Source organism: Pseudomonas sp. HLS-6 TE3448 (assembly GCF_053629555.1).
Window position 1 is genome coordinate 3,110,564 of sequence record NZ_JBRJIO010000001.1, and the last position, 15,526, is coordinate 3,126,089.

The 15,526-nt window shown below is 62.2% G+C and carries 13 protein-coding genes and 1 pseudogene; 7 read left to right on the plus strand and 7 right to left on the minus strand.

Annotation, left to right across the window (positions count from 1 at the left end; translation table 11 throughout):
- Positions 1-8 precede the first annotated feature (8 nt).
- Genes kdpB through AB7M23_RS14405 form a run of 4 tightly spaced genes read left to right on the plus strand, consistent with a single transcriptional unit; the run spans position 9 to position 6,004 of the window.
- Positions 9-2,063, plus strand: a complete 2,055-nt coding sequence (kdpB, locus tag AB7M23_RS14390) for a potassium-transporting ATPase subunit KdpB (RefSeq protein WP_454241126.1) — start codon at positions 9-11, stop codon at positions 2,061-2,063.
- Between the two features lie 15 nt (positions 2,064-2,078).
- A complete protein-coding gene (gene kdpC / locus AB7M23_RS14395; RefSeq protein ID WP_454241127.1) occupies positions 2,079-2,639 on the plus strand; it encodes a potassium-transporting ATPase subunit KdpC in 561 nt (186 codons plus the stop codon).
- A gap of 15 nt (positions 2,640-2,654) precedes the next feature.
- Positions 2,655-5,309, plus strand: coding sequence for an ATP-binding protein (locus AB7M23_RS14400; RefSeq protein ID WP_454241128.1), 2,655 nt, complete (start codon positions 2,655-2,657; stop codon positions 5,307-5,309).
- Positions 5,306-6,004 (plus strand): response regulator, encoded by a 699-nt coding sequence (locus tag AB7M23_RS14405; protein WP_454241129.1) that lies wholly within the window; start codon positions 5,306-5,308, stop codon positions 6,002-6,004. The genes AB7M23_RS14400 and AB7M23_RS14405 overlap by 4 nt, the downstream gene beginning before the upstream one ends.
- Before the next feature lie 30 nt (positions 6,005-6,034).
- Here the strand turns inward: AB7M23_RS14405 and AB7M23_RS14410 are convergent, their stop codons facing one another.
- Positions 6,035-7,072: a patatin-like phospholipase family protein gene (locus AB7M23_RS14410; RefSeq protein ID WP_454241130.1), complete on the minus strand. Its 1,038-nt coding sequence runs from the start codon at positions 7,070-7,072 to the stop codon at positions 6,035-6,037.
- 161 nt (positions 7,073-7,233) lie between these two features.
- Here AB7M23_RS14410 and AB7M23_RS14415 point away from each other — a divergent pair, with 161 nt between their 5' ends.
- Both AB7M23_RS14415 and AB7M23_RS14420 read left to right on the plus strand, forming a co-directional pair.
- The gene (locus AB7M23_RS14415; RefSeq protein ID WP_454241131.1) at positions 7,234-7,512 is read left to right on the plus strand and encodes a hypothetical protein; all 279 of its coding nucleotides are present in this window, start codon (positions 7,234-7,236) and stop codon (positions 7,510-7,512) included.
- 17 nt (positions 7,513-7,529) lie between these two features.
- Complete coding sequence (locus AB7M23_RS14420) at positions 7,530-8,297, plus strand: CHAD domain-containing protein (protein WP_454241132.1); 768 nt, start codon at positions 7,530-7,532, stop codon at positions 8,295-8,297.
- 23 nt (positions 8,298-8,320) lie between these two features.
- Here the strand turns inward: AB7M23_RS14420 and AB7M23_RS14425 are convergent.
- From AB7M23_RS14425 to AB7M23_RS14435, 3 genes and pseudogenes are all read right to left on the minus strand, one after another.
- Positions 8,321-8,554: pseudogene (locus AB7M23_RS14425) on the minus strand (terminase); the annotation flags it as partial.
- A gap of 83 nt (positions 8,555-8,637) precedes the next feature.
- Entirely contained in the window at positions 8,638-10,116 is a 1,479-nt protein-coding gene (locus tag AB7M23_RS14430; protein ID WP_454241133.1) for a methyl-accepting chemotaxis protein, read from the minus strand.
- A gap of 86 nt (positions 10,117-10,202) precedes the next feature.
- Positions 10,203-11,009, minus strand: a complete 807-nt coding sequence (locus tag AB7M23_RS14435; protein WP_102052586.1) for a TatD family hydrolase — start codon at positions 11,007-11,009, stop codon at positions 10,203-10,205.
- A gap of 402 nt (positions 11,010-11,411) precedes the next feature.
- On the opposite strand from AB7M23_RS14435, the gene AB7M23_RS14440 reads away from it, so the two are divergent.
- Positions 11,412-11,720: a hypothetical protein gene (locus AB7M23_RS14440; protein WP_065759414.1), complete on the plus strand. Its 309-nt coding sequence runs from the start codon at positions 11,412-11,414 to the stop codon at positions 11,718-11,720.
- Positions 11,721-11,764: 44 nt separating this feature from the next.
- On the opposite strand, the gene greB is transcribed toward AB7M23_RS14440, so the two are convergent.
- The 3 genes from greB to AB7M23_RS14455 form a co-directional block, all read right to left on the minus strand.
- Positions 11,765-12,262, minus strand: coding sequence for a transcription elongation factor GreB (gene greB / locus AB7M23_RS14445; protein WP_409277821.1), 498 nt, complete (start codon positions 12,260-12,262; stop codon positions 11,765-11,767).
- Positions 12,263-12,331: 69 nt separating this feature from the next.
- On the minus strand, positions 12,332-14,839 hold the full coding sequence (locus AB7M23_RS14450) for an ABC transporter permease (RefSeq protein WP_454241134.1): 2,508 nt from the start codon (positions 14,837-14,839) through the stop codon (positions 12,332-12,334).
- Positions 14,839-15,522 carry an ABC transporter ATP-binding protein gene (locus AB7M23_RS14455; protein WP_099774037.1) on the minus strand — a complete coding sequence of 228 codons (684 nt, stop codon included), beginning with the start codon at positions 15,520-15,522 and terminating at the stop codon, positions 14,839-14,841. Before AB7M23_RS14455 ends, AB7M23_RS14450 begins: the two co-directional genes overlap by 1 nt.
- Positions 15,523-15,526 lie beyond the last annotated feature (4 nt).

A 15,526-nucleotide genomic window follows, 5' to 3' on the forward strand; every position in this document is an offset into this window, starting at 1 on the left:
AGTGAATCATGAACATGCCGATTCCTGATGTGAATGCGGTGCCGGCCGAACAGGCTCGGACGACTTTTGCTGCGCTGTGGCGGCCAGCCCTGGTGCAGGCGTTCGTCAAACTTGATCCGCGCCAGTTGAAACGTGCGCCGGTGATGCTGGTGGTCGAGCTAACGGCGGTTTTCACCACCGTGCTCTGCCTGTTGCCCGACAGCGCTGTGCCGACCCATGTGGCGCTGCAAATCGCCCTGTGGCTGTGGTTCACCGTGCTTTTCGCCAACTTTGCCGAAGCGTTGGCCGAGGGGCGTGGCAAAGCGCGCGCCGACAGCCTCAAGGCGGGTAGCCAGGGCCTCAGTTGCCGGCGTCGTAACGCTGCTGGCAGCTATGAAGTGATACCGGCCACGGCGCTGCGAAAGGGTGATGTGGTCAAGGTGCTGGCCGGTGAGATGATCCCTGGTGACGGCGAGGTGCTTGAAGGTATCGCCGCTGTCAACGAAGCAGCCATTACCGGTGAGTCTGCGCCGGTGATTCGTGAGTCGGGCGGCGACCGCTCGGCAGTTACCGGCAACACCCGGCTGGTCTCTGACTGGTTGTTGATCAAGATCACCAGCAACCCCGGTGAGTCGACCCTGGACCGAATGATTGCCTTGGTCGAAGGTGCCAAACGGCAGAAGACGCCCAACGAGATCGCGCTGGACATCCTGCTGATCGGCTTGACCCTGATCTTCCTGGTGGTCGTGGTGACCCTGCAGCCGTTCGCCTATTTTGCCGGCGGTGCGATTCCGTTGGTGTTCCTGGTGGCGCTGCTGGTGACCTTGATTCCGACCACCATTGGCGGCTTGCTCTCGGCCATCGGTATCGCCGGCATGGATCGCCTGGTGCGGCTGAACGTGATTGCCCGCTCCGGGCGTGCAGTGGAGGCCGCCGGTGATGTGCATGTGTTGATGCTCGACAAGACCGGCACCATCACCTTCGGCAACCGTCGTTGCAGTGCCCTGCATGCCGCGCCAGGGGTGAGCGCTCGTGAACTGGGCGAAGGCGCCTTGCTCGCTTCGTTGGCCGATGACACCGCTGAAGGCAAATCGATCGTTGAATACCTGCGGCAGTTGCACGACTTCAGCGAGCCGCAAGCCAATGCGATGACGGTGGTGCCGTTCAGTGCCGAGACACGCTTGTCGGGGGTTGATTACCAGCAACGTTCTTACCGCAAGGGTGCAGTGGACTCGGTGCTGGCTTTCGTCGGTATGCAGCGTCTGGAGATGCCTGTTGCGCTGTCCAAGGAAGTCGACAAGATCGCCCAGAGCGGCGGCACGCCGCTTCTGGTTTGCATGGACAAGCGCCTGCTTGGCGTCATCCACCTCAAGGATGTGGTGAAGCCAGGTATTCGTGAGCGTTTCGCCGAGCTGCGCCAGTTGGGCATCCGCACGGTGATGGTGACGGGCGACAACCCCCTGACCGCCGCGGCCATTGCTGCTGAAGCCGGGGTGGATGATGTGCTGGCTGAGGCCACGCCAGAGAAAAAGCTGGCGCGCATTCGTCAGGAGCAGAATGACGGGCGCCTGGTCGCCATGTGTGGCGACGGTGCCAACGACGCACCGGCACTGGCACAGGCAGATGTTGGCATGGCCATGAATGACGGCACCCAGGCCGCGCGCGAAGCCGCCAACATGGTCGACCTGGACAGTGACCCGACCAAGCTGCTGGATGTGGTGCAGGTGGGCAAGGAGCTGCTGGTCACCCGTGGGGCGTTGACCACCTTCTCGATTGCCAACGATGTGGCCAAGTACTTCGCCATTCTTCCGGCCCTGTTTGCTGCCATCTATCCGCAGTTGGGGGTGCTGAACCTGATGCAACTGGCCAGCCCACAGAGCGCAATTCTGTCGGCGATTGTCTTCAACGCCTTGATCATTGTCGTGCTGATCCCGCTGGCTCTGCGAGGGGTGCGGGTGAAGGCTGCCAGTGCCGCTCACTTGTTGCGTCGCAACCTGCTGATTTATGGGCTGGGCGGGCTGATCGTGCCGTTTGCCGGGATCAAGTTGATCGACCTGCTGCTCAATGCGTTGCAACTGGTCTGAACCGAGGAATTGAACATGACTACGCTAGTACGTCCGGCCTTGAGCCTGATGCTGTTGATGACGCTGATCACCGGCGCGGTTTACCCACTGGTGGTCACCGGTGTCGCCCAAGTGGTTTTTCCCGAGCAGGCCAATGGCAGTTTGCTGCGCGACGATCAGGGGCAGGTGCGCGGTTCATTGCAGATTGCCCAGGCGTTCCAGGGTGATGCCTGGTTCCAGTCACGGCCTTCGGCGGCGGATTACGCCACCGTGGCCAGTGGCGCCAGCAACCTGGCGCCGAGCAACCCGGCACTGGCTACCCGTGTGAGCGAGGCGGCTGCAAGTGTCTTCACGGCTCAGCAGGGGCCCGTGCCCCTGGCATTGCTGACCACCTCCGGTAGCGGGCTGGATCCGCACCTGCCACCGGCGGCAGTGGCTTATCAAGTGCCTAAGGTGGCGGCGGCGCGGCAGGTTTCGGTGCAGGCCTTGCAAGGTTTGGTCGAGCAGTTCACCCTGCAGCCGCTGGTTGGCCCGCCGGTGGTCAATATCTTGGCCCTCAATATGGCACTGGACCGACTGGCACCTGCGTCGAAATAAGGACAAGCCGTAACCATGAGTGATTCCGAACGCGCCGATGCGTTGTTGGCCGAACTGCCGCGTGACGGTCGTGGCCGACTGAAGGTGTTCCTGGGGGCCGCACCCGGGGTGGGTAAGACCTATGCAATGTTGCAAGCCGCACACGCCCAACTGCGTCATGGGGTCAAGGTGCTGGCGGCGGTGGTCGAAACCCATGGTCGTGCCGAAACTGAAGCGTTGCTTGGCGGGTTGCCCCAGCAGCCGCGTGTGCGCTCGGAATACCGTGGTGTAGTGCTTGAGGAAATGGACCTGGACGGCCTGCTCAAGGCCGCTCCGCAACTGGTGCTGGTGGATGAGCTGGCCCACAGCAATGCGCCGGGCAGTCGTCACGCCAAGCGCTGGCAGGATGTGCAGGAGTTGTTGGCGGCCGGCATCGACGTCTACACCACGGTCAACGTGCAGCATCTGGAAAGCTTGAATGACCACGTGCGTGGCATCACCGGTGTACAGGTGCGCGAGACGCTGCCGGACTGGGTACTGCAAGAAGCCTTTGAACTGGTACTGATCGACCTGCCGCCGCGTGAGCTGCTGGAGCGCTTGCGCGAGGGCAAGGTGTATGTGCCGGAGCAGGCCCGCGCGGCCATCGATGCCTTCTTCACCCAGACCAACCTTACCGCGCTGCGCGAGCTGGCCATGCAGACGGCTGCCGCCCAGGTCGATGCCGATCTGGCACACGGTTACCGCAAACTGGGGCAGGATGCACCAGCGTTGCGTGGGCGGTTGTTGGTCGGTGTCGATGGCGATGCGCAGGCTGAGCGGCTGGTGCGTCATGCCAGTCGCGTTGCACAGCGTCGACACCTGCCCTGGAGCCTGGTGCATGTCGACAATGGCCGTTTGCGCGATGAAACAGCCCGTCAACGTCTGCAGGCTGCTCAGCGGTTGGCCGAGCGCCTGGGGGGCGAGGTCGTGGTGCTGCGCGCCGGCGAGGTGGCCAATGCCTTGATCCAGCATGCGGCCGAGCGCCGGGCCAGCCTGGTGCTGGTCGGGCAGTCGCGTGATCGGCTGCGCCGACGCCTGTTTGGTGCCGGGGTCGCTGCACGGCTGTTGCGCGAAGCCCATGGCCTGGAAGTCAACGTGCTCAACCGGGATACCCAGCCCGAACCTGTGCGGTTGCCTGTGCAGGGGGAGTGGGTCTGGCGACATTACCTGTTGGCGCTACTGGCCACGGTCTTGGCGAGCGGCCTGGCCTGGGCGGTCGCCAGTGTATTGGCGTTGCCGAACATCTCGTTGGTGTTTCTTGCCGCCGTGCTGCTGGTGGCAGTACGCAGCAGCCTTGGGCCTGCGCTGGCCTGCGCCGTGCTGTCGTTTCTGAGCTATGACTTCTTGTTCATCCCGCCGACATTCTCCTTCAGCATCCAACGTGAAGAGGATGTCCTGACCTCATTGTTTTTCCTGTTGATGGCGGCCTTGACCGGCAACCTGGCTGCCCGTCAGCGTCGGCAGCTACAGGCGCTGCGTGAGACCCAGGAACAGACCAACCAGTTGCTCGGCCTGTCGCGTAAATTGACGGCAGCGACTGATCGCCAGGCGGTGTTCACTGCTGCCGGTCAGTACCTGGACAGCCCGCACGATTTGCAGGTGTGCCTGCTCGAACGTGATGCCGAAGGTGCCCTGCGGGTGGCCAGCGGAGGTGCATTGCAGTTCAGCGACAATGAACGTGCCGCTGCCGATTGGGCCTGGCAGCACGATCAGGCAGCCGGGCTTGGCAGTGACACCTTGCCCAATGGGCGTTGGTGGTGGTGGCCGTTGTCTGCAGAGGAGGGGCCCTTGGCCTTGCTCGGCGTACGTCCACGTGAGGGGTATACGCTGACGCCGCAGCGACGACGTATGCTCAAGGCCCTGAGCCAGCCACTGGCGCAGGCGCTGGCGCGTGCTCGCTTGGCCGATGAGCTGGAAGCGGCGCGTCTGCACGGTGAGACCGAGCAACTGCGCAGCGCCTTGCTTGCCTCGGTCTCCCACGACCTGCGTACCCCGCTCACCGCCATGCGAGGCAGCATCGACAGCTTGCTGGCACTGGGCGAGGCCATCCCTCTGGAAGATCGTCGTGAGTTGCTTGAAGGCACTCGCGACGAAGCCGAGCGGCTGGACCGTTACATCCAGAACCTGTTGGACATGACCCGGCTGGGCCACGGCGGGCTGACGCTGGCCCGCGATTGGGTCGCTCCGGCAGACATCGTCGGCAGTGCATTGAACCGCCTGCGCGTGGTGCTGGCGCCGTTTCAGTTGCGTGCTGAAGTTCCGGCGGGCCTGCCCTTGTTGTACGTTCATGCGGCACTGATCGAACAGGCGCTGATCAACGTACTGGAAAACGCTGCACGCTTTTCACCCCCTCAGGGGCGACTCGAACTGTGTGTAACGGTCGAGGAAAAGATGCTGTGTTTTGCTGTCAGCGACCAAGGCCCTGGCATTCCACCGAATGAACGTGAACGGATTTTCGACATGTTCTATACCGCCGCCCGGGGGGATCGTGGCGGGCAGGGCACCGGCCTTGGCCTGGCGATCTGCCAGGGCATGATCGGCGCCCATGGTGGGCATATACGGGTTGCCGAGGGCATTGATGGCCAGGGCACCTGTATCACTCTATGCTTGCCGCTCCCGACCCAACCTGAACTGGACAGCGACACGCCATGACCCAGACCGCGACCTTGCTGGTCATCGACGACGAACCACAGATTCGTAAATTTCTGCGCATCAGTCTCAGCTCCCAAGGCTACAAGGTAGTGGAGGCTGCGACGGGCAGCGAAGGGCTGAGCCAGGCGGCATTGACCCGCCCGGACCTGGTGGTACTTGACCTCGGGCTGCCGGACATGGATGGGCAGCATGTGCTGCGCGAGTTGCGCGAATGGAGCCAGGTGCCGGTGCTGGTGCTGTCGGTGCGGGCCAGCGAAGTGCAGAAGGTCGAGGCGCTGGATGCGGGTGCCAATGACTATGTCACCAAACCCTTTGGTATCCAGGAGTTCCTGGCGCGGGTTCGCGCGCTGCTGCGTCAGGTGCCACAGTCGGTGGCACAGGAATCGGCGCCCTGTTTCGGGCCGTTGACTGTTGACCTGGCGTTTCGTCGGGTGACCCTCGACGGTGTAGAAGTGGCATTGACGCGCAAGGAGTATGCGCTGTTGGCGCAGTTGGCCAGCCATCCGGGGCGGGTGATTACCCAGCAGCAACTGCTCAAGGATATCTGGGGGCCAACCCACGTCGACGACAGCCACTACCTGCGGATCGTGGTTGCCCATGTACGACAGAAGCTGGGTGACGACCCCACCTCGCCGCGGTTTATCGTGACAGAACCCGGCGTGGGCTATCGATTGATTGGTCCAGACGGGATATGAGCGCCTGGGTTTTGTAGGTGCCGGCCGCGCTTAGCGCCGCTCCCCTTCATAGTTGTCCAAGGTATCGCTGGCGATCTGCCGTCCCAGCGCAATCAGCTCCGGTGCTTTGTAGAACTCAAAGAAGCGGCAGACCCGCTTCGGAACGTTGATCAGTACATCCGGCGGGTAACCGGCGATTTTGTATTGCGCCAACGACGTCTGCATCACCTCGAAGCTCTGGTTGATCAGGTCCAGCAGCGATGCGGGGCCAACGTTATCGATGATGAAGGAGCCACTGGCGGATTTCGGCGCGCCATCGATTTCTGGAGCGGCTGCCGGTTGCTGTGCTTCAGGGTCGGCGGCTTCGCTGAGCCAAGGGTTGGGGGCTGGTGTGATCGGGCTGATTTCCTGATCCAGTTGCATCAGGTGCTCGGCCTGTTTACGCCGAAATGGCAGGTGCGAACCCAGCGAACTGATCAGGTTGTCAAAGCGCATTTTGAAGGCAGGGGGGCGCTCAATGATCGGTAACTGGTAGTGTTTCTGGTTGGTTGCATTGAGGTTGACCGCTATGATCAGGTCGCAGTGGCTCGACACCACGGGAATGATCGGCAACGGATTGAGGATGCCGCCGTCGACCAGCATGCGGTTGCCTTGCACGACAGGTGTGAACAAGCTGGGAATTGCCGCCGAGGCACGCATCGCCTGGTGCAGGCAGCCTTCCTGAAACCAGATTTCCTGCTGGTTGGTCAGGTCAGCAGCGACGGCGGTGTAGGGGATTCGCAATTCTTCGATGTTGATCTCGCCGACGATCTTGCGGATTTGGCCGAACACCTTTTCGCCCCGAATTGCCCCGAGACGGAAGCTGACATCCACCAGACGCAGCACATCCAGGTAGTCCAGACTTTCAATCCAGTTACGGTATTCATCGAGCTTGCCCGCTGCGTAGATGCCGCCAACCACCGCACCCATGGAGCAGCCGGCAATACAGGCGATATCGTAGCCGCGACGTTCGATTTCCTCGATGACGCCGATATGTGCATAACCTCGAGCACCACCCGACCCTAACACCAGTGCTACACGTTTACTCATGGTTGCTCCTGGGCGGCATTCGACCGTCAATGGTCTAACAATGCACCTAATCGTAGCTGTGCTTCAATCGATAGATGCGCTGCGATAGGCTGAGCGCGGCACTTTTGTACAGCTGTGCCGTCGAAGTCTCCAACTTGATTTTTTTTGTTGAGGTATTGCTGATGAAAGCTTGGATTACCCTGCCGCTGATTGCCCTGGCCCTGAGCGGTTGTGCCGGTAAAACGGCCTATCGCGACAGTTGTGCCACCCAGCTCGACGCAGCCTGGAAAGAGCTCGACCTGGCCAAGGCCGAAGGCTTTGCCGGCACGGTAAGCTACTCTAAGGCTTTGTCACTGTTGACCGGTGCCAAGACCCAGCAACAGTTCGAGGCATTTGAAGGCTGTACCAACAAAGCCGAGAAAGCCCGCTTCTATATCCGTGAATCCCGCGCTGGACGTTGACCCCTCAGGAGTAGGACATGGCGGCAATGCTTGATCATGTAATCGTCCAGATGCTGAGCCTGCAGGTTCGCTTGATGGCCTGTCAGGCGCGTCTTGAGGCTAATACCGACAGCGAGGCGTTGCATGATTTGCGCATCGGTGTACGGCGTCTGCGTAGCCTGCTAAGGCCCCTGCGGGGCTTGCCCGGGGTTGATCAGCTGGAGCATGCCGCTGGCAAACTGGGCGAGCTGACAACCCCGTTGCGCGACCGCGAGGTATTGGCCGCTCAACTGCTGGAGCGTGGTCAGTATGCTGCTGCCCAGCGGCGCCTGGAGAAAGAGGGCGAGGTGTTCGCGCAGGTAGCTGTCAGTGCTGAGCTGCAACGTGTGCAGGCAATCATTGATGCGTTTCCCATGTTTTTACGTGCCGCGCAGCGTCAGAAGCTGATTCGCCGCTTGAGCCAGCGCATCGACAAGCGTTTGCGGGGGCAATGGAAAGACGTCCACAAGGCGCTCAACGACCCTGCCCATGATCGTCATCGCCTGCGCTTGTTGATCAAGCGGGTGCGCTATGGCGCTGAGGTGTATCCGCAGCTGGAGTGCCTGAGTGATCGGCTTCAGCGGCAACTGAAGGGCGTACAGGGCGATCTGGGCGACTGGCACGACCTGGTACAGTGGTTGTCACAGGCCGAACAGCAAGGCGACCTGGCACCCTGCGTCACGCACTGGCAGAACCAGTTACGTGAGGCAGAGATCCGCGCCGACCAGAGCCTGGCGAAACTGCTGGCTGACATGGAACGTCGCTAAGCCGATCAATTGCCATGGCCTGAATCGCTTTGCCTGGCGTCAACGGCGGTGCCCTGGCGTTGCAAGGCAAGCGCGGCGAGGAGGGCGATCACCCCCACGGCCAGTACGCCCAGGTCCACATTGAACAGGCCGGCCAGCACCATCAGCGTGCCAAGGATGAACAGCGGCACGGCAATCAGGTGGAGCGCCAGTTTGGTTGGATGGTGGTGGTAGTGTCGCCATTGCCAGGCGTGCACGTTGGGTAGGCGTTTGCTCATCGCAAGGCTCCTCAGGCAGTTACGTCATACCTGAAGAATAGTTTGGCCCCCGAAGGGGGGCCAATGCGACCTCTCTATTGAGGTTATAGCTTGAGCTGGCCGATGGCTTTGCTCAATTCGCCGGCCAGGGTCGCCAGTTCGCTACTGGTGGTGGCCGAATCGACGGTCTGCTGCACGGTTTCTTCGGTCACGTCGCGAATACTGACCACCGCGCGGTTCATTTCTTCGGCCACCTGGCTTTGCTGTTCAGCCGCGACAGCAATCTGGGTGTTGCTTTCACGCATTTGTGCCACGGCACTGGTGATCTCGGCCAGGGCTTCACCGGCTTCCTGCGCTTGCTTGACGCAATCGTCGGCCTTGTACGAGCTTTCCTGCATGAAATCCACAGCATCGCGGGTGCCGGCCTGCAAGGCGGCGACCATGGTGGTGATCTCGTCGGTAGAGGTTTGTACGCGCTTGGCCAGATTGCGCACTTCGTCGGCGACCACCGCGAAGCCACGGCCCAGGTCACCCGCACGTGCGGCCTCAATGGCCGCGTTGAGGGCCAGCAGGTTGGTTTGTTCGGCGATGCTATGGATCACGCTCACCACACCGTTGATCTTCTGGCTGTCTTCGGCAAGCTGGTGGATCATCTCAGCGGTCTGCTGCACGCCACTGGACAGCCCGGCGATCGAGGTTTGTACCCGGCTGACCACTTCCTTGCCGCTGCCTGCGAGGGTGTCGGCAGTCTGCGACAGGTCGCGTGTGGCGCCGGCATGCTGAGCGATGTGGTACACGGTGGCGGACATCTCGTTGATCGCTGTCGCGGCCTGGTCGGTTTCACTTTGCTGGCCGAGCATGCCGTGGCGTACCTCGCTCATGCTCGTGGCCAGGCGTGCGGCGCCGGAGTCAAGCTGCGCTGCCGTGCGCGCGACAGTGTTGACGACACGGTGGTAGGTGGTCTGCATGGCGTTGAATGCCGAAGCCATCTGCCCGACCTCATCACCGCAGGCCAGGGGTACCCGGGCCGAAAGATCACCGGTTTTCTCCACGTGGAGCATCACGTCCTTGAGTGTGTTGAGCTGGCTTAGCAGGAACCGGATCAGCAGTTGCGAGGCGCAGAGCATGGCCAGCATCAGGATCAGTACGCACACGGCATAGTTGGCGAAGCGGTCGCTGAACACTTGAATCAGGCTCGGGGCCTGGGCCAGCACGGCGACCTGTTGACCGTCGCGGCTGATGACCTGGGCACCAATCAGTGGGTTGTCACCCAGCACCGGGAAGCGGTTCAGCGCGACCCAGCCTTGTGCAGTGCTCAGGGCGGGCAGGGCTTCACCATTGAAGCTCGGGGTTTGCCCGGCACTGATGCTCAGATAACGCTGGTCCTGGGGCAAAGGCTGACCGGCAGGCCAGGCGGCCAGCAGGCGAGCCTCCACCTGAGCCTTGTTCTGGGCTTCCTCGGCCCGGGCCTGTTGTTCCAGATGCACGGCATACAGCACCAGAAACAATGTTGTAACGAAGGCGACAGCGTTGACGGCCCAGAATTTGTACTTCAGGGAGATATTGCTAAGCCAGGCACCCATGGTAGGTCTTCTCTGATTGAGCGGAAATATTTTTGGCAAGGTGCCATCATTTTGCCTTCGCTTTTACGGGTAAGTCTTGATATGCGTCAAGCAATCACTGGCAGGTTGAAGAAGGCCCGGGCGCAGTCGGTGGTATGGGCGGCCAACTGTTCCGGTGTTTCGCCGCGATGACGCGCCACTTCATTGAGCACTTCGGGCAGAAAGGCCGGCTCATTGCGACCGCTTTTCGGCTTGGGCCGCAGGCTGCGCGGTAGCAGGTACGGGGCATCGCTTTCCAGCATCAGTCGCCCACGGGGAATGCTGCTCACCAGCGGATGGAGGTGGGTGCCTCGGCGCTCGTCACAGATCCAGCCGGTGATCCCGATATGCAGGTCCAGGTCAAGGTAGCCGAACAGCGCAGTGCGCTCACCGGTGAAGCAATGCACCACGGCGGCAGGCAGGCGATCGCGGAAATCCTTGAGGATCTGCAGCAGACGCTCGCTGGCATCGCGTTCGTGCAGGAACACGGGCATCTGTAGCTCAACTGCCAGGCTCAGGTGTTCCTCCAGGACTTTTTCCTGTTGTGGGCGCGGAGAGAAGTCGCGGTTGAAGTCCAGCCCGCATTCACCCACGGCACGTACCCGTGGTTGCTCCAACAGTGCGCGCAGTTGCCGTGCACTGTCTGTTGTCCAACTGCTGGCGTCGTGTGGGTGGATACCGGCGGTACTGAACAAGCGCAGGCCCGGTTCATCAAGTTGCTGGCACAGCTCCAGTGCCTGTTCGCTACCCGCCAGGCTGGTACCTGTCACCAGCATCTGACATACACCGGCGGCTTGGGCACGCTCAAGCAATGCCGCCTGCTGGCCGGCAAAGCTCGGGTTGGTCAGGTTGACGCCGATGTCGATGAGTTGCATGGTCCTACCTCGGGGTATTGGCTTTATATGCCTGAAAATGCTGAAAAATAACAACAAATCAAAGATTTTCAACAATGCTTGATCGTGTTCTGCGCGGATCCCTGTGGGAGTTGGCGTGCCGACGATGCAGGCGCCTTGAATGCCCTGACACCCCGCCGATGTCATAGCAGGCAAGCCTTCATCTCACCTGGAACACACAAGGCCTGCTTCATAGGTCTTTTGTTTCTGAGTGTGTTGACAGCCCGCCCGCCGCTTCTCTAGGATGCTGACTTGCGCCGATTTAAACAGCTACTTGCGGGGCGCAGGACACTCCCTGATGGGTGACCGAATACCGCTAAAACGCTGGTTCGGTGACGCCTCCCACCGCAGCCCAGCGGGATCTGCGAGGCGGAGAAATACTCCATGAGTTGCCCACGTACCAGTGTTTGCCTAAGCCCTCTTCCTGCCAGCCAAGCGGCGCGTACGCCACGTATTCTGCTCGGTGGCCAGCATCAACCGACACTCCTGCGTTACCTCGATGGCTGGCCACGCCGCAAAGGTCGCGCTACGGCCTTCCTGATCCAGTTTGCCGCCAACAACGTTGCACTGAGCGGCTTCGCTAATGACCGTTTCGATTTGGCAGTGGTGCAGTCGCCCTCGGCTGAAGAGGCCGCAGAGGTCATCGGCCATCTGACCCGTATCGCTCGCCAAGGCCTGATTACCCGCGCCTGACCCGCCTTTGTCCGCGCCGTGACCTCAAGGTGCGGCGCTGGTGTTCAGGGGTAGTCGATTTCGACGATGTAAACGAGTTGCTCACCGGTGGGTGTCTGCACCCGTACTTCGGCGTCCAGCGCCTTGCCGATCAGGGCTCTGGCCAGCGGTGAGTCGATGCTGATCAGGCCCAGTTTCAGGTCCAGTTCATCCGGGCCGACGATACGGTATCGCGACTGCTCCCCGTCCTCGTTCTCGATGGTGACCCAGGCGCCGAAATACACTTTGTTCGGGTCGCTGGGGCGCTCACTGACAACCTTCAGGTTCTCCAACCGTTTGGTCAGGAAGCGTACACGGCTGTCAATTTCGCGCAGCATTTTCTTGCCGTAGGTGTACTCCGCGTTTTCCGAACGGTCGCCTTGAGCTGCCGCCTCGCTCACGGACTGGGTGACCTGGGGGCGGCGCACGTGCCACAGTTCATGTAACTCAGCACGCATACGTGCTTCGCCTTCAGGCGTGATCAAAGCGGTGCCGGCAGTGCGCGGCGGGCGATAACGACTCATGGGGCAGGGTGTCTCTTGGTGATTGCCTGGTACAGGTAGCGGTCTGTTGATATGAGCATCGCGAGTCTATCAGCCCTCGCGCAGCACGGTCAGTGGGCTGGCATTCAGCGCACGGCGCGTGCCGTATACCCCTGCGCTACCAATCAGCAACGCGCCCAGTACCGGTAGCACCAGCAGCCAGGGATGCGGGCTCCATTTCAAGTCAAAGGCATAGTGGTACAGCAGCAGGCTGATCAGTTCAGTGCCGAGTGCGGCAAGCAGGCCGCTGGCAGCACCGAGCAAGCCGAACTCGATACGTCGGGTCTTGGTCAGCAAGCGGCGACCGGCCCCCAGTGCCCGCAGCAGTGCACCTTGGTGAATGCGTTCGTCGAGTGTCGCCTGCAGGCCGGCGAACAGCACTGCCAACCCCGCAGCCAGAACAAACAACAGCACGTACTCCACCGCCAGGGTCACCTGGCCAAGGATGCTGCGCAGTTGATTGAGCAAGGCGTCGACCTGAAGGATGGTCACCGCCGGAAAGGCGCGGGACAGGGCCACGAGTTGCGCGTCATGGCCAGGCGCCAGGTAGAAGCTGGTCAGGTAGGTGGTCGGCAGGTTTTGCAGGGTGCCGGGCTGGAAGATCATGTAGAAGTTGGGCTGGAAGCTGTCCCAGTTGACGGTGCGTAGGCTGCTGACCAGCGCCTCGCGTTCCATGCCGCCAATGCTGAACGTCAGGTGGTCACCGAGCTTGAGCTTAAGGCTGGCGGCCAGGTCGGCTTCAACTGATACACCGGGCAGGGCGTCTGCCGGGGGCGTGGCCTGCCACCACTGACCGGAAACGAGGGCGTTGCCCTGTGGCAGATCGGCTGCCCAGGTCAGGCTCAGGTCACGCTGGATGGCGCGATCGCCGGTGGAGTCCTTGCTGACGATTTGCTGCACCGCTTGGCCGTTGATGTGTGTCAGGCGGCCGGGAATCACTGGGTACAGCGGTGCTGCTTGGGCGGAGAACTCGCTCAGGCGGTGGGCGAAGTCAGCTTTGTCATCCGGCAGGATGTTCAAGGCAAAGTAGTTCGGCGCGTCTTTGGGCAACTGGTTTTGCCAGGTGTCGAGCAGTTCGCCGCGCAGCAGGGCGATCAGCGCCATGGCCAGGAGGATCAGGCCGAAGGCCAGTGACTGGCCCGCCGCGCCCAGCGGATGGCGCAGCAGCTGACCGAGGCCCAGACGCCAGGCCAGCGGTGCGTTGGCCAGCAGGCGGCGCAGGCTGCGCAAGCCAAGCAGCAACAGGCCGCCGAGCAGCAGGGCAGCGATCAGACCGCCGCCCAGCAGGGCAAAGGTCAGCAACAGGTCCAGGCTCAGCCGCCACATGATCAGGCCCAGGGCGAACAACGCTGCGCCATACACCAGCCAACTGCTTGACGGGACGGGCAACAGGTCGCGGCGCAGCACGCGCAACGGCGGAACCCGGCCCAGGGCGGCAAGGGGAGGCAAGGCGAAGCCCGCCAGCGCCACCAGGCCGGTGGCAATGCCGGCCAGTGCCGGGGCAATACCGCCTGGTGGAATCTCGTTGGGTAGCAAGCCTTTGAGTAGTTGGAACAGGCCAAACTGGGCGAGCCAGCCCAGCAATGCGCCGCTGAGGGTCGCAGCGCCGCCAAGCATTGCCAGTTGCAGGCAGAACAATGAGAGCGCCTGGCGCCGCGAAAGGCCCAGGCAGCGCAGCAGGGCGCTGGCATCGAAGCGCCGGCTGGCGAAACGGCTGGCCGACAGGGCCACGGCCACGCCTGCCAGGAGCACGGCCACCAGGCTGGCCATGTTCAGGTAGCGTTCGGCCTTGCCCAGCGCACCGCCGATCTGGCGGTTGCCGTCACGTGAGTTCAGCAGTTGCTGGTGGGCGGCCAGCGCCGGTTTGATAGCCTGCTGATAAGCGCTCAGCGCGGCCGGTACGCCGCGCCACAGGTCGCGGTAGGTGACCCGGCTGCCGGGCTGAACCACGCCGGTAGCGTCAAGGTCGGCCAGGTTGATCAGTACCCTGGGGGTCAGGCTGTAGAAGTTGCCGGCGCGATCCGGTTCGTAGGTCAGCACCCGGCTCATGCGCAGGCTCTTCATGCCGACGTCAATGCTGTCGCCGATTTTCAGGTTCAGCGCTGCCAGCAGGCGTGACTCGACCCAGGCCTCGCCCGGTGCCGGGCCTGTGCCAGGGGTTTCTGTGGCATGGGGCTCTGCCGCGCTGCGCAGTTCGCCGCGTAGCGGGTAGTTGTTGTCTACTGCCTTGACGCTGGAGAGCTGGATACCGCTGTCGGCAGCGATAACACTGGAAAACTCAACGACACGGGCATGTTCGAGGCCTTGGTCGATACCGGCGTTGATTTGCGCTGTACTCGCCGGTGCGCTGCCTTGCAGCACCAGGTCGGCCCCCAGGAACTCGGTGGCGCGTAGCAACATGGCACCGTTCAGGCGTGCGCCGAAGTAGCCGATGGCGGTGCTGGCGGTCACCGCAATGACCAGGGCAAAGAACAGCACGCGCAGCTCGCCTGCACGGGCATCACGCAGTAGCTGACGAAACGCCAGGCTCAGCAGACGGAAAAACGACAGATGTGCCATCAGGGCTCCAGGGGGGTGACCAGGTGACCGGCATCCAGGTGGATCAGGCGACGGCAGCGTTTGGCCAGGCGTTCGTCGTGGGTGACCAGTACCAGCGTAGTGCCACGTTCCTTGTTCAGTTCAAACAACAGGTCGCTAATGCGTTCGCCGGTGTGGCTATCGAGGTTGCCTGTCGGTTCATCGGCAAACAGCACGGCAGGGTCTGCGGCAAAGGCCCGGGCGATGGCCACTCGCTGCTGCTCACCCCCGGAAAGCTGGCGCGGCGAATGGCTCAGGCGCTGGCCCAGGCCAACCCGTTCCAGCAGGCTGCGAGCGTGTTCGCGGGCGTCGCGACGGCCGTCGAGCTCCAGGGGCAGCATGACGTTCTCCAGTGCACTCAGGCTGTCCAGCAACTGGAACGACTGGAAAACAAAACCGACATGTTCGGCACGCACCTGGGCGCGTCGGTCTTCGTCCAGGCTGCCAAGATCATGCCCGGCCAGGGTGACAGAGCCGGCGCTGGGCAGGTCAAGGCCGGCAAGCAGGCCGAGCAGGGTCGACTTGCCTGAACCCGAGGCGCCAACGATGGCCAGGCTGTCGCCCTGTTTCAGGTCCAGCGACAGTTCATGCAGGATAGTCAGATCGCCTTCCGCGCTGGGAACCACTTTGCTAAGGTTCTGCGCAATGAGAATGCTGGGGCCCATGGAG